The following is an 18,858-nucleotide window of genomic DNA, read 5'->3' as shown; positions in this document are numbered from 1 at the left end:
GTTGAAACTCCTTTTAATAGGTATACTCCAATTTACGCTTATTCAACAATGGGGCCAATTATATGCAAAAGAGTCCCTTGTGGGGGACTCTCTCACTTTGATCCGGGAACAGATCAATGGGTTCGGAGGACGGGTCTCAGACTATTGGAGGTGACTTGATAAGGTCGGGTCAGTTGGTTTATAATTTAAAAAGAAGTCCCTTGCGGGACTTCGTTCATAGATAAAGTATGGCTAATGGTCGGCTAGGGGTTTAGGGACGAGTTGCCAGTCGTGCTATTTCTTTTCCGGTTAAAACGCGATTATAGATGCGGACGTCGTCGATCTTCCCATTGAGGTTCTCAGGATCTCCACTCCACCAGCCGCCAACGACAACCTGTTCGCTGAGGCAATCGAGCGCGCGGGTTCCCGGTCCCGATTTTATGCCGACGATCTGTCCATTGACATAGGTGGTCACGCTTCCCCGATGATAGACCTCGATGACGTTGTACCAGCTTCCGGGCTGCGGATTAAAGTTGGTCGTATCAGCGAGCGCCGTATTCGTACCGCGTCCGTCGTTATCACAACCCGCAACACTGTCATTTGCCGCGATGGTCACCCGGTTGAGGTATGCCGGACAAGAGGTCCCGACGCCAAAGGTCGGTGCGTTGCCATTCGTCCAGTTGATCATACTGATATACATATGCAGGCTGTTGTTATCATTCGACTGCACATTGAACGAGACGCTATACGCCGTATCGAATTTTATAGAACCATTATTAGTCACAAGAACAACCTGGTTGGTACCGTTGGCCCCGAAAGCGCCACTGGCCGAGCCATGTTCATCGCTCACAAGACCCGCTCCGTTGAGGCCTTCTGTCATGTTATTGTTGCCGCTGCTGTCCGCCATGTTACCGTCGAAGGGCAGCCAGAGTACAAGACCCAATCGGAGGTCGACGGTCCCGGTGGTGTCTGCCGGCGGGAACGCCGTCGTATCTACCGGTGGCGTCGTCGTGGAATCATGGTGCGGTGGTGGTGGGATAGGTATCGAGCGCTTTACACAGGAGAACACTAAACCAATCAGAACCAATGCAATAACCAAAAATGATACGGTCAGGCTTTTCTTGGGCATACGGAAGAATATTAGAGGTTTACGGATTAAAATTCCTAAGACAAAAACGAATGCCTGGCTAAAATATGATAAGAAGATGGGTTTTTAATCGCCATTTCACAGACGTGTCATAATCCGGATAATCGTGTTATTCCGGCTGTTTATCGTGTAGGGTCATTCGCCCGATCCCGCGTGTTTATCGTGTTACTGCCCAAGCCGGCCGTTTATCGTGTTATCCCCCAAGCCGCTGCGAAAGGTCCAACCCATGCTCGCGCGCAGTCTCCTGGGCGAGCTCATATCCGGCATCCGCATGCCGGATCACCCCCGTCCCCGGATCATTACGCAAAACGCGGCCGAGCCGGGCCGCAGCTTCGGGAGTTCCGTCGGCCACGATGACCATTCCCGCATGAATACTATAACCCATACCCACGCCCCCGCCATGATGCAGACTTACCCAGGACGCCCCGCCCGCCGTATTGACGAGCGCATTCAGCAGCGGCCAGTCGGCCACCGCATCGCTGCCATCCAGCATAGCTTCCGTTTCCCGGTTGGGCGAGGCCACGGAACCCGTGTCCAGGTGATCCCGGCCGATCACGATGGGTGCTTTTACCGCCCCCGTACGCACTAATTCGTTGAAGGCCAACCCCGCCTTTTCCCGTTCGCCCTGGCCAAGCCAGCAGATGCGCGCAGGCAGACCCTGAAAAGCGATCCTTTCCTTTGCCAGTTTCAGCCAGCGTTGCAGGGAATGATTATCCGGGAAGAGTTCGGAAATGACCTTGTCGGTGACGGCAATGTCGGCGGGGTCACCGCTGAGGGCAGCCCAACGGAACGGCCCCTTCCCCTCGCAGAACAGCGGCCGGATATACGCCGGTACAAAACCGGGGAAATCAAAAGCATTTTCGAGCCCGCGTTCCTTTGCCCGGGCCCGAAGGTTGTTACCGTAGTCGAAGGTGATCGCACCCCTCTCCTGCAGCTCCAGCATACATTCCACATGCCGGCGCATACTCCGGTAGGCATAGTCGGTATATTGTTCCGGATTTTCCTTCCGCAGGACGGTCGCCTGCTCATAGGACAACTCATGAGGCCAGTAACCGATCAGCGGATCATGGGCCGAGGTCTGATCGGTGAGCGTATCGGGTATAACATTACGTTGCAACAGCCGCTCCAGCAGATGGACGGCATTGCACCGCACGCCGATGGAAAGCGCTTCCCCCCTGGCCTTGGCGGCCAGGGCAAGATCGATGCCCGCATCGATATTGTCGACCTTCCGGTCGAGGTAGCGCGTCTCCAGCCGTTTATCGATCCTCCATTCCTCCACCTCGGCGATCAGCGCCACGCCTTCATTCATCGTGATCGCCAGCGGCTGTGCCCCACCCATCCCGCCAAGTCCGGCGGTGACGTTCAGCGTTCCCCGCAGGGTTCCCTTGAAATGTTTTGCAGCCGCAGCGGCATAGGTCTCGTAGGTGCCCTGCACGATACCCTGACTGCCGATATAGATCCAGGAGCCGGCCGTCATCTGGCCATACATCATCAGCCCCTTCTTTTCGAGTTCGTCAAAATGTTTCCAGTCGGCCCATTTGGGCACGAGCTGCGAATTGGACAGCAACACCCGCGGAGCATCGGGATGCGTGCGGAGGATCCCCACGGGTTTCCCGCTCTGGATCAGCAGGGTCTCGTCGGATTCGAGGTCTTTCAACGCCCGGATAATGGCATCCAGCGCAGCGAAGTTCCGGGCAGCCTTTCCGCGGCCGCCATAGACGATCAGCTCGTCGGGCCGTTCGGCCACTTCCGGATCGAGATTATTGAGCAGCATGCGCAAGGCCGCTTCCTGCACCCAGCCCTTGCAGCTGATCTGCGATCCCCTGGGCGTCTTGTATTTCACCGGATCATAACGTTGATAGGCAACCGTATTCATGGCAATGTATTTTTTATGGGATGATCCCTAAATCGGATTCAAAACCTGCATTCAGGGCGATGCCTTTTTCCTGGGCAAAGCCGTTGCAATATCTTACAAAAGAAAAGTCATGAATGATCCCGTGCAATTGCCGGATGTCGTCGCCAAAGATGCGGTCCTCGCTGGCAAACCCGACAAAGTTCCGGACGAAGTCATGCGCCGCCTCGAGGATACCGCTGCTTTTCAGCGGCCGCCGGAACTCTATCGCCTGACAGGCGCTCATCAGCTCGATGGCCAGGATATATTCGAGGTTGTCGAGCACCTGGCTCAGCTTTCTTCCGCTGATACTGCCCATGCTCACATGGTCTTCCTGGCCAAGAGAGGTGGGAATGCTGTCCGCACTGGCCGGAAAACAAAGCGTTTTGTTCTCGGTGACCAGCGCCGCCGTCGTATACTGGGGGATCATAAAGCCGCTGTTGAGGCCGACATTGCGCATCAGCAACAGGGGAAGCCCCCATTTGCCCTCCAGCAGCAGATAACAGCGGCGATCGGAAATATTGCCGATCTCCGCGGCAGCCAGGCAGGCATAGTCCAGGGGCAGGGCCAGCGGCTGGCCGTGGAAATTACCGCCGCTGATCGTATCGCCACCCTCCAGGATGATCGGGTTGTCGGTGACCGAGTTCAACTCCACCTGGGTCAGCTGATGCAGGTGCTGCCAGGCATTGCGCGAAGCGCCGTGCACCTGGGGCATGCAACGCAGGGAATAAGGGTCCTGTACCCGGCCGCAGTCGATATGACTCTGCATGATCTCGCTGTCGGCCAGCAGCAGGCGGAGCCGCTGGGCGACAAGACTGCTGCCCGCATAGGGCCGCAGCCGGTGGAGCCGCTCGTCGAAAGGCGCCTTCGTACCCGTCAGCGCTTCCAGGCTCATCGCCCCGATGATATCGGCCGCCTCCAGGCAGTAATGCAGCCGCTGCACGCCTTTGACGGCAAAAGCAAGGATGAATTGGGTGCCGTTGATCAGCGCAAGACCTTCTTTTGGCCCTAATTCAACGGGATTAAGCCCATATTCCCTGAGGACTACTCCCGCCGGCTTCCGCACACCCCGGTGATACACCTCGCCATGGCCGATCAGCGGCAGAAAAAGATGCGACAGCGGCGCCAGATCGCCCGACGCTCCCACACTGCCCTTCTCCGGCACCACCGGGATGACGTCCTCATCGAGATGCCAGACCAATCGCTGCAAGGTCTCCCATTGAACGCCGGAATAGCCTTGGGCCAGCGCATGGATCTTCGTGATCAGCATGATACGCGCGATCTCGGCGGGTACGGGCTCCCCCACCCCGACACTATGACTCTGCAGGATCTTGTGTTGCAGGATACGCGTATCCTCCTCGGAGATCTTGGTGTAGGCGAGGATCCCAAAACCCGTATTGATCCCATAAACGGTCTTCTGCTGACTAACGATATCGGCCACCTGGGCCTGGCTGGCCCTGATCCTCTTCTCGGCGGCCGCGGAAAAACCGCCCCGGAGGGTGCCTTCGGCCATCCGCATAACGCTTCCTATTTGCAACAGATCACTTCCATACTGAAATTCCGATGTATTCATGACAAGCTTTTCTATAACAAAAATAGGCTCTTTTTACCTACCCGGCCATCCGGCTATTTCAGCAATCGGCGCAGAAATTCATCGCGGCGGCGGCTGGCCACCTCGATGATGCTCCCATCCTCCATGATCACCGTACCCCCCCTGCCCTTTTGATACTTATGGATCCGGGAGAGGTTGATGATATGCGAGCTGTGAATGCGGCAGAAAATGGTCTCGGGGAGCACATCCTCATAGTCCTTGATCGTCCGGGTGGCCACGACCTGCTCAGCCGAAGCAAGATAGATGACCGTATAGCTGCCCTTTGCCTCAAAACGCAGGATATCCTGCACCGGTACGAAGTTCAGCCCGTTGATCGTAGGGATCGCCATCTTTTGCTGCGACATCTGCAAGGTACCCACATTCTCCAGCAGGATCTGCATCTGCCGGGCGAGGTCATCGGTTGCTGGCTTTTCCCGCACCCTGGAGATGGCATCGCGAAGGTCGTCGATGTCCACCGGCTTCAACAGATAGTCCACCGCGCTGTATTTGAAGGCGCGGATGGCATAGTTGTCGAAAGCCGTCACAAAGATCACCTGGAAGCTCAGCGGCATCAGCTGGTTCAGCAGGTCGAACGCATTGCCCTGCGCCATTTCGATATCCAGCAGGACAAGATCGGGCCGGGTTTCCCCGATCAGCGCGAAGGCGGTGTCTACGCCGTTGGCAGTGCCGGCAATGCTTACTTTCGGACAGTATTTTTCCAGCAGCAGCCGCAGGACGCTGATGCTGTCGGTCTCATCGTCTACCAAAATAGTTCTGATCATATGGGTTCGTTTTCGGAGATACTGTGAAATAAAGGGAACTCCATGACCACCCTGGTCCCCGCCGGGTTACCGGCATCATCCTCCAGGTCGACGATCTCGACGTCGATCCGTTCGCGGAACCGGGCGTTGATCATCCGGATGCGGTCGGCCGTAAGCGACATTCCCTTCGACTGATATTCGATATGCTCACGGGTCTTGAATGCCGCGGCGCCCTTACGCCCAATGCCGTTGTCTTCGACGACCGCGATCAACCGGGCCCCATCCTGCCGAAAGCTGATCCTGATCGTTCCTTTTCCCTGCGTCTTATGCCGGAGACCATGCCGCATGCTGTTTTCGACATAAGGCTGGATCAGCATCGGCGGCACCAGGTACTCGCCGGTCTGCAGCGCGGGATCGACCTCGATGGTATAGTCCATTTTTTCCTTGAACCGCAGCTTTTCCAGCGAGAGATAACCCGACAGATAACTGACCTCCTCCGACAGATGGATAAAGTTCCGGGTTGAATATTGCAGGGTGGCCCGGATCAGTTTGGAAAAGCCGGTGAGGTATTTGTTTGTCGCGAAGACATCCTGATCGAAAACATATTGCTGGATGGAGTTCAGGCAATTGAAGATAAAATGCGGATTCATCTGGGACTGCAGGGCCAGATGCTCCAGTTCCATCATCCGCTGGTTGAGCTTTTCTTTTTCCCGCTGCCGCCTGCGGATCCGGCGGATCCGCAGGGAAACAAAGAACCAGGAGAGCGACAACACCGTCACCAGCGCAAGGGTATCGAACCAGATCGTCTGCCACCAGGGCGTAGCCACCTCGAACCGCAGGGTCAGCTCATCGCTCTTCAACCCGAATTTATTCGATGCCTGTAACTGGAACGCATAGTTGCCGGACGGCAGCGTAGGATATTCCAGAAAGGTCTGCTTGGTGGTGCGCCAGATGCTGTCGAGACCGATCAGCCGGTACCGATACGTAATGTCGCCTACCGACCGGTAAGAGATACCGGCAAACTCCAGCCGAAGGTGCTTGTCGGCGTAAGGCAGCACCAGCGCCGCCGAGTCCCCGAGCCGTTCCCGGTCCGAATTCTGGATAGACAGCAGATGCAGCCGGCAGCCCTCCGATACATTGACCCGGTTCTCATCGAAAAAGCTGAGTCCCGCCGATGTCCCCACATAGATGACCGACCCGTCCCCATAGACGCTGTTGATGAGATCGGACCCCAGACCATCCTGTGAAGTATATCGATGCATCGGGTAACCCGGCCGGTCCAGCGCGATCCGGGTCAACCCCTTATCCGTTCCGACCCAGAGGGCATTCTTATGGAAGTAAAGGACACGACAGATGTTGCTGGTCAGCCCCTGCGGTTTGGAAAGGGCGGCAACCACCTCCCCGTTCCGGTAGCCGATAATACCGGCGTCATAGGAAGCCACCCAAAGGGTTCCATCCGCGGATTCGGTCAATGCCGAGATCCGCTTTCGCAAAAAAGGGACTTTGTCCCCATAGAAATGAATGGATCTGTCCGGCGCAATGCCGTAAAGACCGTTAAGCGTCCCGATGAGTACCGTGTCCCGGCGATAATAGACGGTGGTTGTCCGGTCCCGGTAGAGCGTGTCTTCGACATGGAACGTTTTAAGATCGAGAATGCCGGCGCCCCAAAAACTGGCGATCAGCACTTTGTCGTTGCCCAACGGAAAATAGGATTTTATGCTATGGAAGTAGCCCTCCTCTTTCAAAATATCTTTCTTGATGATATTTATCCCCCGGGTGGAAGGAACATATATCTTTCCATCGGATCTCATCCCAAAGTCATAGATCCGGATCTTTATCGCCTGCGACACCTGGTGGATACGCAGCACGGACAGGTCCGGCAACCGGAAAAAAATAACCTGATTCTGATCGTTGCCCGCCAGAAGCTGGTCGCCGAGCCTTCTGATCCCATAGATCGCCGAAGAAGGGGTTTTTGCGCTACTTACGTTTATCGTCTGGAATTCGTCCGAATTGAGCCGGTAGATACCCTGGCCGAGGGTCGTGAACCAGAGATTGCCTGTTGCATCCCGAAAAGTTCGGGATACCGGCTTTCCCGGCATGAGCCGTCTGATCCGGCCCGTCTGCGGGTTGTATTCGCGGACGCCGGAATTCTCATTGAACCAAAACAGGCTGTCGCCATAGCTGGTGAAGGTATTATGCTCATATTTTCCCCGCTCGAAATGCAGTCGCACCGTTTTGCCCGTGGCAAATGAATGAATGGCGGTAAAGGCCTTTTCCTCCCACCAGATCATGCCGGTACTATTCATCGAGACATATACCGGCCAGCTGCTCCAGATGGATATCGCAGACAGGGGAGTAAGATCGTTGCCGGAAAGACGATAGATCTCCTTGTCCACCTGGACAAGGAAATGGCCGTCGGCACTGGTCGACACCGCACCGCAATCGTGTATGGGCCGGCCGCCGACGGAATCGATCTCGCGGCTCGTGCCGTCCGGCCTTATCAGGTAGAGTTCCGTTGTCGTAGCCGCCAGAACATTACCCGCGCTGTCGCCGGCGAAAGAATAGATATTGTTCCGTATCCGCAACCTGCGCAACACAGAGTCGTTCGTCTGATTGTGGATCTGTCCCTGATAGTAGTAGCAGATGGTCTTTTGAAAAGGTGCCATCCAGACCCGCCCCCGGGAATCCCCGAACATCTCGAGTATTTCGACATCCGGTAGCCCATCCTCCGTGCTGAAGGTTCGGAAATGAGTACCGTCGAAACGGCTGACACCCGTTTCAGTGCCCAGCCAGATGAACCCGTCCTTGTCCTGAGTGATGCAATACACGGTCGAACCGGCCAGTCCATCGTTGATATCATAATGGGTATAGCTATACTCCTGCGAAAAAAGCAGGCAGGGTAGCAACAACGTTAGTAAGCTGATAAGGGAAAGGACCTTCCTCATATGGCCTTATAAAAATAAGGTTTATTCCTTATGATAGCCGCACTTCGGGCGAGGATGACCCCCATATTCCGGCAATATTGCCCCAACTGGGTCAGGCTGTAGCGCGGCAGAGCCTTGCCGGTGACCCGCGATAAAAGAATTCCCAGGAAGAAGATGGGAATCTCCCCCACGTAGAACAACAACTGCACAAGAAACCAGCCCGTGCCGAACTGCTTGCGGATGCGGACGAAGTTGGAGAGCATGATTTGCCGGCCCTTCCGGTCGTAGAGATTATAATATCCCTTCCCGTCGGAGCCGAAGGTCTGGTTGGCCGTCTCGCCCTGCAGATGGATCACCCGCAGATCGCCATAGATACAAAGCGGGCCCGCTTTCTTCAGCCGCGAACACCATTCCGCTTCTTCGGCATACAAAAAGAAATCCTCATCCAGCAGCCCCGCGGTCTCCAGCACGTTTTTCTTCACCATTAGAAAGGCGCCGTTGATCCAGTCCACATCCACCGTTCCACCGGCGTCGGGTACATGCGGTTTCTCGACCTTTGCCCATTCCCCGGCCTTCTTAAGGAGGGCGCCGAGATAGGGCAAGGGCAGAAGATAGTTCAATCCACCCTTCATGACATACATCCCCGAGATCTGGGGCGACTGGTCGGCATTCAGCAACTGCACACCCGCTGCCACATGCGATGAGGCGAGCAGGCGCTGGTAACAGGTATCGATAGCTGCCGCCTGCGGCAGGGTGTCGCCATTCAACAGCAGGACGGCATCGCCGGAAGAACGGCGGATGCCTTCGTTGTTGGCGCGGGCAAAACCGGAGTTATACTCCATCCCGATCCAGATCACAAAAGGGAAAGCAGCGAGTATCCGTTCCCGGCTGTCGTCGCCGGATGCGTTGTCGACGATCAGCACCTCGTGCCCGCGGGCTGCCCCCCCCGGGTACAGCGTATGCAGGCAGTCCAGGATGAGGCCGGCCGATTTATAGTTGACTATGACGATACTTAAAGCCATTCAGATCTTTCCGGTTAGAAGGTGGGACAGATAGCCGGCGAACATACACATTTTGGAGCAGAACCCGATCTTCAGCAGCCCTGTCGGTATCCGGTGTTGCCAGCCGGCCATCCCCACGATCGCCGGGGGGATCGCGGGACCCGCAAGTTCCCGGAGAACAGCGCCGTCCCGGATCGCCGCATTCCGCAGCAGCCGCCAGTATTCATCATAAAGCGCGATCCGTCGCAAAGGCCGGCCACCCTGCTGCTCCAGCCACCTTACTCTTGCAGGCAGCAACACCTCCCGCAGAAAAGGTACATCGTGTCGCGAACTCAGCCCGTCCGCGCCAAAAGACGCGATCGTCCGGTCGATAAACCGGATACGGACCCGCTCGTCGGAGAAACAGCGGAGGTTAAACTCCCAGTCGGCATAGGCCTTATAGCGCAGATCGTATTCACCCAGCCGCCCGAACAAGGCCCGCCGAAAGAACATGGCCTGGTGCGAGACGTTGCGGCTAAGCAGCTTTTCGTAGGTGAATACGCCGTCATACACGCCTTTGTAGCTGGCGCCGACGACATTGCCATACAGCAGGTCGTAGCCGCGATGGTCCGCCGTGGCAAACACCGCGTCCAGCACCTGCTCATCCTGCAGGAGATCATCGCTGCCGAGAAAATAGAGCCATTCACCCGCGGCCTCGCCGATGCCCTTGTTCATTGCATCGTAGACGCCTTTGTCGGGCTGGGAGAAGATCCGGATGCGGGGATCTGCCTGCGCAGCGGCATGCGCCAGCTCGAGCGTTCCATCCGTGGAGCCGCCATCCATGATCAGCAGTTGCCAGTCGGTGAAGCGCTGGCATAACACACTGTCCAAAGACGCCCGGAGCGTCTTCGCGGCCCGGAACGTGGGCATGATGATGGTCAGGTAGGGTGTTTGTGCCGCCATAGATCGTAGGTATTCAACCACCGCCGGTACCACTTACCAATGATCCGGACGATCAGGGAGAACGGCCCCCGGCCCTTCTGTTTCCCTCCGTCGCCGCTATTCTTATTCTGATGCCGATGATGGTCGAGCAATTGAAAATACGGTGAATTGTAATAGGGGATCAGGGCATAATAGTCCACCGGCGCACGGCGGTTCTGGTTGACACAGTTGAACTCATCCGCCAGCCGGAAAGCCGGGGCCTTGTAGTGGTTGCCAAACTGCGTCGGCATCCGGAACAGGGAGATCCGGTGTTTGGCGGCCATCAGCGAGAGCACCGACTGATCCCGCCGGTGTTCGACGAAATCGGGCAGGTTCCGCCGCCCGCAGGTGTTGGCGTCATCGGTGAGGATCCGCCCGTCCCGGCAATGATCCAGCCACTCAGAAACAAAACGAAGGCTGGCCTCGCAACGCCGGAAAACGGCAAAGGCGGCATCGCACTGCGGCGCCTTCCAATAGGCTTCTCCATCACAACCCATGAGGATAAAGCAATCCCTTTTCGTCCACATGGAATTGGAAAAATCCGCGTTGCCGAACAACAGAATGGGATTCCCATTCCGGCAGAGATCGAACAGCGGTTCCAGCGAAGCAACGATCTCCAGCCCGCTGTCGGCATAGATGACGATATCCCCTTCGGCAACGGCATTCAGCGCCTCGAGGATGATAAAAGGCTTCCAAAGCCAGTAGCCCATACCGGTAGGCCGGTCGAGGATCCCGCGATTTTCCTCGTAAAAGGGAGTGGTGCGAAGGTCTTCCCAATCGAGCGACCGCAGCCGGTCGATGCCGTATCTCTCCGCCGATGCATTCAGGCGAAGCCGGCTCTCCTCATAGCGGCGGTTGGAAAGATTGGTCAGTACGACTGCCATGTCAGAAGGCAAAATTTGAAATGATGCCAACCGAATGCGGCTGTTCGTGCTCCCCTACCCAGCCATTGATGTCGAGGAGGTAGATATCTTTTATCCCGTAAACTTTATTGTATTGCCGGATGATCCGAAAAAAGGAGTTCTTCATCTTGCCGACCAGATCATCCCAGACGATGATAAACCGGTCGTCCAAAAGGCGGTACTTCACCAGCATCTCGAACTCGAAAAGGATGGCCTTGGGAGTATGCAATGCATCGGAGAAGACGAGATTGTATTTATTGCCTTCCAGCTTCGCCCAACTGTTAGCATCCCAGACATCCCCCGAAAGATAGTTCACGGCTTTCCCGCCAAAGGAGAAGTTGCTAAGCGAACTGCGGTTCTTCTTGATCGAGCCGGCCGGGGTGTCCCATTCCGTTCGCTTGCCGGGTGTCAGCTTTTTGGCAAGCACGGGGTTGATCTCTTCGATGTCGAATGCCGTGAGCCGGACATTGTCCAGCGCGTTCATCAGCTGGAAGAAATTCTTGCCGACGGATACGCCGATCTCGAAGTAGTTCACGGACTGGAAATAGCGTTTGGCCAGCAGGACCATCAGATCGGTGTAGGTCGGCGTGTTGCCGATAGGTTGATCGATCACGGCTTTGATGCTCCCGGGTACGCCATACTGGAAATAGCTGCGCGCGAAGGCTTCCTCGTCGATCCAGGTCTCCACCTTCTGCAGGCTGGCTCGGTTGGTCCGGATAGGCTCCTCCAGCTCCGCGGCGGAAAAGGGTATGACGGACTTATACGGTATTTCCTTCTGAAAAAGGTCCTTCAGGATCGTTAGCATATGCAACTAGGATTTAATGGCCATGCGCCCGGTATAGTCTATCCGGTGCAGAAAGATAGAAAGACTTCGGGCTGCAATGAATTCGTCGACAGCTTTTTGCGAACCGCTCCAGTGCCCATAATCATCAATGATCAGTATCCCACCCGGCACCAGCTTGTCATACAGCGTCTCCAGTTCATGCTTGGTGGACTCGTACCAGTCGGTGTCCAGCCGCAGCAGGGCGATCGGGCCGATAGAAGGCTCCGGCAGCGTGTCCTCCACCTTTCCCTTGATGAAATGCATCTTCTCCGGGGGATAGCCCGAACTGTTGAGGTTGGCCTTTACTTCGTCGATGGGGGAATAGCACCAGACATTGTCGCCATCGGTGCGCTCCGCGGCGTCGAGCAGATCGCCCGCCTTCGTCTGATCCACGGCGCTGACATCTTCTTTTGTAGGCTCGGACATGCCTTCGTAGGTATCAAACAGAAAAAGACCCCGGGCCGTATCTCCCGCCCGCGCCAGTTTCCTGGCCACCATCAGCATCGAGCCGCCCTTCCATACCCCGCATTCGACGATATCCCCGCCGATACGCTGCTGAACAAGATGATCCACGCCCCTTGAAAGACTGACCAGCCTTTCCGGACTGGTCATCGTAAATGGGCGAACGGCCCTGATATCCTCGCGCTCGACAGGCGAGAAATCGGCAGGAAGGTCCTCCGAGAGGTTGCCGCGGGCCGAAAGCAGGTCGTTATGCAACTGCCTGTTTAGGACAAAGCTGCCGGGAGTGCTGATTTCCTTTAACTTAGAAAAGATAGACATGGCTGTTGCCGGAATTTGAATAGCCACAAAAGTAGCCCTTTTTGGCGAGATCACGCGAACAGGAGGGGAGCCGCCGATACGGTCAGATACCGGATAAACCGTTCCAATCCCCTGCGTTTGGGAGCATCAAGGGTATAGCTGAGATGTTTTGTAAAATACTCGTGCAAAGAGAAGATCGGATAGGGGTTTTGGGCAACCACCTCATCGATATGCAGCACCCCCTGCCGGTTGGCCTCGTCAAAATCGCGGATAAAGGAAGGATCCAGCCGTTTGTTGCTGATCCAGGCGGCAAAAACGAAGGGCAGTCCCGTCAGCGCCTTCCAGGCCTCAGCCAGATCGTAGATATAAGGGGATTGCTTCCGCTGCTCGAGGGCACGGTCGCCGATAACGACACCTGCCGTCGTACCCCTGATCTCATCGCGGAAATCCTTTCCGCCGTCGAGGATCTCAGGATCGATCTTCCAATATTCCTTCAACAGCACCCGCGCCAGCTGCACCGAGGTCCGGCTCTGGTAGTCCATGACCACGCGCTCCACTTTTTCGATGGGGGTCTCGCTGAAGATACAGACGGAGGCGACATTCCCATTGCTGCCGATACACCAGTCGCCATTGATGTAATACTCCTTCATCTGGGGGATGATCGCCACCGGGACAAGCCCCATGTCGATCTCGTCTTTGAGCAGCATCGACGCAATGCTGGACGGATAATCGATGATCAACTCTATTTTCGATGCGATGGGTGACCTTTCAATGCCGTAGAGTAAGGGTTTTGTATTGAGATAGCTCACTGCGCCCACTCGTATTTTTCTGTCCAATTCCTTTATGTTAATTTTGCCGCGAAGTTACGTATTTCTCGTTGACGCAAAATCAATTGGCGCAAATGGAGCTGAACTCGCTTACGGCAATATCCCCTATCGACGGTCGCTATCGTCACCAGGTGCAGCACCTGGATGATTATTTCTCTGAATATGCCCTCATCCGGTATCGGGTATTGGTAGAAGTGGAATATTTCCTCTTCCTGGCCAAAAAACGATTCTTTCCCCTGGATGCCGCCGGCAAAAAACGGCTGCAGGCCGCCGTCGAAGGGTTCTGCCTGGAGGACGCCCAATGGATCAAACAGACCGAGAAGACGACCAACCACGATGTAAAAGCAGTGGAATACTTCCTGAAGGCAAAGTTGACCGCCGAAAAGCCCGGGTCCGCGAATGGCGCAAAAGCCGGGTCCGCGAACGGCCGGATAGCGGATCAGCCCCTCCCCGAAGAATGGATCCACTTCGGCCTGACCTCCCAGGACATCAACAACACCGCCATCCCCCTGCTCTGGAAGCATGCGGTGGAGTTCGAATACCTGCCGGCCCTGCTCAATCTCAAACGACAACTGGAAGTGCTCGCCCGGGAGTGGCAGGACATCCCCATGCTGGCCCGCACCCACGGCCAGCCCGCCAGCCCCACCCGCCTGGGAAAAGAGATCATGGTCTTTATAGAACGGCTGGAGAACCAGGTGGAACTCCTCATCCAGGTCCCTTTCACCGCCAAATTCGGCGGCGCGACGGGAAACTTCAACGCCCATCATGTCGCCTTTCCCAATAAGGACTGGACAAAACTCGCCAACGAATTCGTGGAAGGCACCCTGGGCCTTCAACGCCAGCAGTATACGACGCAGATCGAGCATTATGACAACCTCGCTGCCCACTTCGACGCCATCAAACGCATCAATACCATCCTCATCGACCTCTGCCGCGATATCTGGACCTATGTGTCCATGGACTATTTCAAACAGAAGGTAAAGAAAGGCGAGATCGGCTCCTCGGCGATGCCGCACAAGGTGAACCCCATCGACTTTGAAAACGCGGAAGGCAACCTCGGCGTCGCCAATGCACTTCTCGAACATTTCGCCGCGAAACTGCCGGTCTCCCGGCTGCAGCGCGACCTGACGGACTCGACGGTCCTGCGCAACATCGGCGTGCCCTTCGCGCACACGATCCTGTCGCTGAGATCCATCGAAAAAGGACTGGATAAACTGATACTAAATAAAGAAAAGCTCATCCACGATCTCGAGAACAACTGGGCAGTCGTCGCCGAAGCCATCCAGACCGTCCTCCGCCGGGAGAACTATCCAAAACCGTACGAGGCGCTGAAGGAGTTGACAAGAGGCCAGGACGGCATCAGCAAACAATCCATCCATCTTTTCATCGACGGCCTGAAAATATCCGCCGCCGTAAAGAAAGAGCTGAAGCGAATCACCCCGCAGAACTATACCGGGGTCGGAATTTGAACTTTTTTTCCCATTTGCAGCAAGAGTTCATAGTTGTGTCGAATTGGGCCATTACCGCGTTCCACCGGCGAATATCCGTGCGAAAAGACGGGCCTCCGCAGCACAGATCGGGCTTTGCGAGTAGTCCGGCATTTTGATCCGGCGCCAATTTGTTCTATTTTGGCGCTCAATTAAAACCCCGAAAATGAAACCCTTTTTGCTCGCGGCATCGACCCTTTGCTGTCTTTATTTCACAGTCTCCTGTACCAAATCTAATGCTGTCCCGACCCGGGATACGACGATCGTTATCAATCGCGATACTGTTTATTTGTCGCCCAAACACTCGGTCACCGGTCTCTGGGTGGGTTCCTATTTCCTCGACAGGAATGTAACGGACTCCTTCCTCTACCAGTTTGCGATCCGGCCCGACGGGCTCATCTATACCATCGGAAGCGGAACCAATCAGACAGCCGGCTACGCCTCGGGCCCCTGGACCCTGAACGGCGTCCAATTCTCGGCGACCCTAACGACCATGGCTGGCGTTGCGGTGGAAAATATTCAAACTATCACAGCCACCTATGACAGCGTGGGAGGCAGGCTCTACAACGGCATATGGATCGATACCCGCGGAAATGGCGGCCAGACGGGCACGTTCTCCGTCAAAAAGGTCCAGTAATTCGCCTTTTAATGATAGCGCACGAGTGGGATCCGCGCCTACTTATGGATCTCTGAAGTAAAATGGAACTCGATCTCGGGGTTATTGGTCCTTTCGGTATTCAGAAACCACTCGCTCTGAGCCAGATAGACCAGAAACCCATCCTTATCTTCGGCTATATTTGCATGTTTGAACCGGGTGAAGTCCTCCAGCTTCTTCGGGTCCTTGCTGGTGATCCAGCAGGCCTTGTAGAAGGGCTGGGCGTTGAATTGCACCGACGCGCCGTATTCATGCAACAAACGGTATTGGATAACCTCGAATTGCAGTTCGCCGACACAACCAATGATCTTCTTGTTGCCGCCGTACTGGGTGAACAGTTGGGCTACCCCTTCATCGGTCAACTGCAATAACCCCTTTTCCAACTGCTTGGTTTTCATAGGGTCTTTGTTAACCACCTCCTTGAATATCTCCGGTGAAAAAGAGGGAATACCGGTGAAAAAGAAGTCTTCGCCTTCGGTCAGCGTGTCCCCGATCTTAAAATTACCCGTATCAAACAGCCCGACGACATCCCCGGGAAACGCCTCCTCGATGACGTCCTTGTCCCGGGCAAGGAAAGTATAGGGGTTGCTGAACCGGACCTCCTTATCGAGCCGGACATGATGGAAGTATTTGTTCCGTTCGAACCGGCCGCTGCAGACGCGAAGAAAGGCGATGCGGTCCCGGTGCTTGGGATCGAGGTTGGCATGGATCTTAAAGACAAATCCGCTGAACTTATCTTCGTTCGCGTCGAGATGCCGGGCCGAGGTTTCCCGGCCGCGGGGCACGGGGGCCACCCGGATAAACGTATCCAGCATCTCCCTCACCCCGAAATTGTTGATTGCGCTGCCAAAGAAAACAGGTGCCACTTTTCCTCCCAGGTAGTCATCGACGTTCAGTTCGCCGTGGACACCGTCCACAAGCTCGACATCTTCCCGCAGGGTCGCGGCATCCTTCTCCCCCAGTTTCTCGTCCAGCAGGCTGCTGTCGAGCCGGTCGAACCGGATCAGGTCTTCCTCATCCACCGCCTTGGTATTGGCGGTGAACAGCACGAGGTTCTTATCGTAGAGATTATACACTCCCTTAAAATCCTTGCCGCTGTTGATCGGCCAGGCCATGGGATGCAATGGGAGGTTCAGTTCTTTTTCGATCTCTTCCAGCAAATCGAACCGGTTCTTGCCGTCGCGGTCCATCTTGTTGATAAACACGATAACCGGGGTATCGCGCATCCGGCATACTTCCATCAACCGGCGCGTCTGGGCTTCCACCCCGTTTACGCTGTCGATGACGAGGATGACGCTGTCCACGGCAGTAAGCGTCCGGTAGGTGTCCTCCGCAAAATCCTTGTGGCCGGGGGTATCCAGCAGATTGATCAGGATCCCCTTATATTCAAAGCTCATGACCGAAGTGGCCACCGAGATACCTCTCTGGCGTTCGATCTCCATGAAGTCGCTGGTCGCGTGCTTCTTGATCTTATTGCTTTTGACGGCCCCGGCCGTCTGAATGGCGCCGCCGAACAGGAGAAATTTCTCCGTCAGGGTCGTTTTCCCGGCATCGGGGTGGGATATGATGGCAAACGTCCGGCGTTTGTTGATCTCGTTCGTATATCGCATAAAGTCCGCAAAGGTACGAAAATTAGCGGGTAGCGGCGCTGCGCCAGCCCAACCTTTTCTTCACGGTGTTCCAGATGGGAAGGACGTCTTCCGAGAGCCGGAGGGCCAGCACGCCCGCACCATAGAGGGCGACGAAGAACAGGCTGCGTACCAGGATCCGCAGGAAGCCGCCGTCCGCCGCAAAAAGCGTGTCGGTGAGCCACCACATGGCCCCGCCCAAAAGAAGCGTATAAAGGGTTTTCATCGTAAAAGGCTGCATCTGGAATTTCCGGTAGAGGAACAACCAGCGGATCGTGTTGTAGATGGAAAAGGTGATCAGGTCCGAGACCGCGGGACCGGTAAAGCCGATCGCCTTGGTGAGCAGGTAGTTCATCGGGATGGTCAGCACCGCCAGGATAACCCCGGTATAGAAATCGAACCGCCAATAGGTGGACGTATAGATGATCTGGCTGTTGACCCCTGTCCCCATATCCACCACACGCATCAGCCCAAAGAAAAAGAACGCGTTTCGGGCAAGCAGGTAATCCGGCTTCAGATGAAAGGTCGTTACCCCGTCCGTAAAATTCATCCAGATGAGGATGAACATCGCCACGGAAAAGATCAGCTGGTTGATCGACGAACGCTTGTAGATCCGGTTGATCCGGGCGAGATCCTTATCCTTCCAGGCCTGTGAGAGCGGGCCGAAGGAGGCCGCAACCACCGCGCGCTGGGGCGCCTGGATGAGGCTGGTGACGATTTGCGCAAGGCCGTAGATACCCACAAATTTCAAACCGCCGGGGACAATCGCCGCGATGACGATCTGGCCAAAATACAGCGAGAGATTGTACCAGATCTGACCGCTCCACACCAACATCGCCTGGCGAAGGATCTTCTTGCGGAACCGGCGCGTCACCTTGCTGACGGTAAAAGTAAAATGCATTTCGCCGATGGCGATCAGGTAGATGAACAGCGCCAGCGCGATAGTCAGATAACTGAAGGCATAGAGTTTGATAAAGATGTCGAAATCCTTCAGGATACCCGCAAAGAAGAGCAGTATCAGCAGTATCGTAAACATGCGGAACTGCACTTCCCGGAAAAAGTTGGTCACCACGGACTTCTTCAGCTGCCAGGCATAAGCTTCGAGCAGGGTGAAAAAGCTGAGCCCGAAACCAAAAGGAAAGAGGAGGTAATAGTATTTGACCAGATCGGGCGATTCCGCGCTGAATTTGCGGATCACGAGGCCCTTGAAAACGAGGCCGCAGCCAATTACAAGCAGGAAGCCAATAGTGCCGGTCAGCAGCGCCCAGGTGATCATATCGTTCTGCTCCCTGGGAAGCCGGTCGCGGTAATAGGGAAAGAATTTGTAGATATAGGCCGGTGCTCCCAGGTTGCCGAAATAGTACATGATCGTCCCGAGCGCCATAAAGATATTGGTGAGCCCGTATTGCGCGGGGGTAAAGCCCTTTGCGAAAAGGAGGGTATAGACAAAGCCCAGGGCAAAGCCAAAATAAACGAGGCTTGAAGAAATGATACTCTGCCGCCGGATCGTGCTCATGTATGCT

Annotated in this window: 15 protein-coding genes; 2 read left to right on the top strand and 13 right to left on the bottom strand. The window is 55.6% G+C overall.

Annotation, left to right across the window (positions count from 1 at the left end):
* Positions 1-250 precede the first annotated feature (250 nt).
* From VGM48_RS07115 to VGM48_RS07065, 11 genes are all read right to left on the bottom strand, one after another.
* A complete protein-coding gene (locus tag VGM48_RS07115; RefSeq protein ID WP_331577485.1) occupies positions 251-1,108 on the bottom strand; it encodes a LamG domain-containing protein in 858 nt (285 codons plus the stop codon).
* A 211-nt stretch (positions 1,109-1,319) separates the two neighbouring features.
* Complete coding sequence (gene hutU / locus VGM48_RS07110; RefSeq protein WP_331577483.1) at positions 1,320-3,002, bottom strand: urocanate hydratase; 1,683 nt, start codon at positions 3,000-3,002, stop codon at positions 1,320-1,322.
* Between the two features lie 13 nt (positions 3,003-3,015).
* Positions 3,016-4,590 (bottom strand): histidine ammonia-lyase, encoded by a 1,575-nt coding sequence (gene hutH / locus VGM48_RS07105; RefSeq protein ID WP_331577481.1) that lies wholly within the window; start codon positions 4,588-4,590, stop codon positions 3,016-3,018.
* Between the two features lie 53 nt (positions 4,591-4,643).
* Positions 4,644-5,390, bottom strand: a complete 747-nt coding sequence (locus VGM48_RS07100; RefSeq protein WP_331577479.1) for a LytTR family DNA-binding domain-containing protein — start codon at positions 5,388-5,390, stop codon at positions 4,644-4,646.
* Positions 5,387-8,314 carry a sensor histidine kinase gene (locus VGM48_RS07095; protein WP_331577477.1) on the bottom strand — a complete coding sequence of 976 codons (2,928 nt, stop codon included), beginning with the start codon at positions 8,312-8,314 and terminating at the stop codon, positions 5,387-5,389. The genes VGM48_RS07100 and VGM48_RS07095 overlap by 4 nt, the downstream gene beginning before the upstream one ends.
* Entirely contained in the window at positions 8,311-9,315 is a 1,005-nt protein-coding gene (locus VGM48_RS07090) for a glycosyltransferase family 2 protein (protein ID WP_331577475.1), read from the bottom strand. The genes VGM48_RS07095 and VGM48_RS07090 overlap by 4 nt, the downstream gene beginning before the upstream one ends.
* Complete coding sequence (locus VGM48_RS07085) at positions 9,316-10,236, bottom strand: glycosyltransferase family 2 protein (RefSeq protein ID WP_331577473.1); 921 nt, start codon at positions 10,234-10,236, stop codon at positions 9,316-9,318.
* On the bottom strand, positions 10,212-11,138 hold the full coding sequence (locus VGM48_RS07080) for a hypothetical protein (RefSeq protein WP_331577471.1): 927 nt from the start codon (positions 11,136-11,138) through the stop codon (positions 10,212-10,214). Before VGM48_RS07080 ends, VGM48_RS07085 begins: the two co-directional genes overlap by 25 nt.
* Before the next feature lies 1 nt (position 11,139).
* Entirely contained in the window at positions 11,140-11,961 is an 822-nt protein-coding gene (locus tag VGM48_RS07075; RefSeq protein WP_331577469.1) for a class I SAM-dependent methyltransferase, read from the bottom strand.
* Positions 11,962-11,967: 6 nt separating this feature from the next.
* Entirely contained in the window at positions 11,968-12,759 is a 792-nt protein-coding gene (locus VGM48_RS07070) for a TylF/MycF/NovP-related O-methyltransferase (protein WP_331577467.1), read from the bottom strand.
* Positions 12,760-12,809: 50 nt separating this feature from the next.
* Complete coding sequence (locus VGM48_RS07065; protein ID WP_331577465.1) at positions 12,810-13,574, bottom strand: menaquinone biosynthesis protein; 765 nt, start codon at positions 13,572-13,574, stop codon at positions 12,810-12,812.
* A 65-nt stretch (positions 13,575-13,639) separates the two neighbouring features.
* Between VGM48_RS07065 and purB the strand changes: the two genes are divergently transcribed.
* Together purB and VGM48_RS07055 are read left to right on the top strand one after the other, a co-directional pair.
* A complete protein-coding gene (gene purB / locus VGM48_RS07060; protein WP_331577463.1) occupies positions 13,640-15,034 on the top strand; it encodes an adenylosuccinate lyase in 1,395 nt (464 codons plus the stop codon).
* A 184-nt stretch (positions 15,035-15,218) separates the two neighbouring features.
* Positions 15,219-15,689, top strand: a complete 471-nt coding sequence (locus VGM48_RS07055; protein WP_331577461.1) for a hypothetical protein — start codon at positions 15,219-15,221, stop codon at positions 15,687-15,689.
* 38 nt (positions 15,690-15,727) lie between these two features.
* On the opposite strand, the gene VGM48_RS07050 is transcribed toward VGM48_RS07055, so the two are convergent.
* Together VGM48_RS07050 and VGM48_RS07045 are read right to left on the bottom strand one after the other, a co-directional pair.
* The gene (locus VGM48_RS07050) at positions 15,728-17,317 is read right to left on the bottom strand and encodes a peptide chain release factor 3 (protein ID WP_331577459.1); all 1,590 of its coding nucleotides are present in this window, start codon (positions 17,315-17,317) and stop codon (positions 15,728-15,730) included.
* 22 nt (positions 17,318-17,339) lie between these two features.
* On the bottom strand, positions 17,340-18,851 hold the full coding sequence (locus tag VGM48_RS07045) for a lipopolysaccharide biosynthesis protein (protein WP_331577457.1): 1,512 nt from the start codon (positions 18,849-18,851) through the stop codon (positions 17,340-17,342).
* Positions 18,852-18,858: the final 7 nt, after the last annotated feature.

Source organism: Puia sp. (assembly GCF_036500295.1).
Taxonomy (GTDB): domain Bacteria; phylum Bacteroidota; class Bacteroidia; order Chitinophagales; family Chitinophagaceae; genus Puia.
The sequence above is the reverse complement of the archived record's forward strand: the minus strand, read 5'-3'. Positions and strand labels throughout refer to the sequence as shown.

Excerpts from the sequence above, each read along its gene's own strand:
- VGM48_RS07050 (WP_331577459.1), bottom strand. The coding sequence starts at position 17,317 with ATGCGATATACGAACGAGATCAACAAACGCCGGACGTTTGCCATCATA.
- VGM48_RS07070 (WP_331577467.1), bottom strand. The coding sequence starts at position 12,759 with ATGTCTATCTTTTCTAAGTTAAAGGAAATCAGCACTCCCGGCAGCTTT.
- VGM48_RS07100 (WP_331577479.1), bottom strand. The coding sequence starts at position 5,390 with ATGATCAGAACTATTTTGGTAGACGATGAGACCGACAGCATCAGCGTC.
- VGM48_RS07085 (WP_331577473.1), bottom strand. The coding sequence starts at position 10,236 with ATGGCGGCACAAACACCCTACCTGACCATCATCATGCCCACGTTCCGG.
- VGM48_RS07080 (WP_331577471.1), bottom strand. The coding sequence starts at position 11,138 with ATGGCAGTCGTACTGACCAATCTTTCCAACCGCCGCTATGAGGAGAGC.
- purB (WP_331577463.1), top strand. The coding sequence starts at position 13,640 with ATGGAGCTGAACTCGCTTACGGCAATATCCCCTATCGACGGTCGCTAT.
- hutH (WP_331577481.1), bottom strand. The coding sequence starts at position 4,590 with ATGAATACATCGGAATTTCAGTATGGAAGTGATCTGTTGCAAATAGGA.
- hutU (WP_331577483.1), bottom strand. The coding sequence starts at position 3,002 with ATGAATACGGTTGCCTATCAACGTTATGATCCGGTGAAATACAAGACG.
- VGM48_RS07075 (WP_331577469.1), bottom strand. The coding sequence starts at position 11,961 with ATGCTAACGATCCTGAAGGACCTTTTTCAGAAGGAAATACCGTATAAG.
- VGM48_RS07095 (WP_331577477.1), bottom strand. The coding sequence starts at position 8,314 with ATGAGGAAGGTCCTTTCCCTTATCAGCTTACTAACGTTGTTGCTACCC.
- VGM48_RS07055 (WP_331577461.1), top strand. The coding sequence starts at position 15,219 with ATGAAACCCTTTTTGCTCGCGGCATCGACCCTTTGCTGTCTTTATTTC.
- VGM48_RS07115 (WP_331577485.1), bottom strand. The coding sequence starts at position 1,108 with ATGCCCAAGAAAAGCCTGACCGTATCATTTTTGGTTATTGCATTGGTT.
- VGM48_RS07090 (WP_331577475.1), bottom strand. The coding sequence starts at position 9,315 with ATGGCTTTAAGTATCGTCATAGTCAACTATAAATCGGCCGGCCTCATC.
- VGM48_RS07045 (WP_331577457.1), bottom strand. The coding sequence starts at position 18,851 with ATGAGCACGATCCGGCGGCAGAGTATCATTTCTTCAAGCCTCGTTTAT.